Below are 1,348 nucleotides of genomic sequence, written 5' to 3' on the forward strand. Positions count from 1 at the left end.
GGGGAGACGGCTTCGGCGGGAGAGGCGGCGGCGCCGAAGGAGCGGCCCGCCGTGATCCAGTACCGCTGGTGCTCGAAGGCGTACGTCGGCAGGGGCGCGCGCACCGCGCCGGTGCCGGCGAACACCGCACTCCAGTCGACGTCCACCCCGGCCGTGTACGCCTGGCCGAGCCCGGTGAGCAGGGACCGGGTCTCGGGGCGGTCCCTGCGCAGCGTCGGGGCGAGGACCGCCGCCGCGGGGTCGGCGAGGCAGTCCGCCGCCATCGACGCGAGCACCCCGTCCGGTCCCAGCTCCAGGAACACCCGTCCGCCGTCCGCCTCGACGGCGCGCACCGCGTCCAGGAAGCGGACCGGTTCGCGCAGGTGCCGTACCCAGTACTCGGGGTCGGTGACCTCACCGGGCCCGACGAGGGCGCCGGTGAGCGCGGAGACCAGCGGGATGCGCGGTTCGTGGTAGGTCATCCGGGCGGCCACCTCGCGGAACTCCGCCATGGCCGGTTCCATGAGCGCCGAGTGGAAGGCATGACTGACCGTCAGGAGCCGGGTCTTGTGCCCCTGCTCCGCGAGCGCGCGGGCCACCGCCCGGGTCGCCTGCGCCTCGCCGGACAGGACCACGGACCGCGGGCCGTTGACGGCGGCTATACCGACCCCGGGGGCGAGCAGCTCGGCGACCTCGGCCTCGCTCGCCCGCACCGAGATCATCACCCCGCCCGCGGGCAGCCGGTCCATCACCCGGCCGCGCGCGGCGACCAGCGCGCACGCGTCGGCCAGCGACAGCACCCCGGCCACGTGCGCCGCGGTCAGCTCGCCGACGGAGTGCCCGGCCAGCCGCCGCGGTACGACGCCCCAGGACTCCACCAGCCGGAACAGCGCCATCTCGACGGCGAACAGGGCGGGTTGGGTGAACGCCGTACGGTCCAGCTCCGCCGGGTCGCCCGACAGGACTGCCCGCAGGGGGCGTTCGAGCAGCGGGTCGAGGTGCGCGCACGCCTCGTCGAGGGCGGCCGCGAAGCTCGGGAACTCCTCCGACAACTCCGTTGCCATGCCCGTATATTGCGCGCCCTGACCGGTGAACAGCACGGTCAGCGAAGGCTGTTCGGCCGCCTCGCCGCGTACGACACCGGCCCCCGGCGTGCCGTCGGCGAGGGCGCCCAGTCCGGCGAGCAGTTCCTCGCTGTCCGCCGCGACGACCACGGCGCGATGCTGCATCCGGGCCCGGGTGGTGGCGGTCGACCAGGCCAGGTCCGGCGGGCGCAGCCCGGGGTGCGCCCGCACGTGACCGGCCAGCCGGGCCGCCTGGTCGCGCAAGGCGGCGGGAGTGCGGGCGGAGAGCAGCCAGGGCAGGGCGG

The 1,348-nt window shown here is 75.9% G+C and carries 1 protein-coding gene; it reads right to left on the bottom strand.

The window, feature by feature from the left end; translation table 11 throughout:
- On the bottom strand, window positions 1-1,348 hold a 1,348-nt coding region (locus AC13HU_RS37270; protein WP_483046433.1), incomplete at both ends, for an acyltransferase domain-containing protein.

The organism is Streptomyces sp. NH27 (assembly GCF_056859195.1).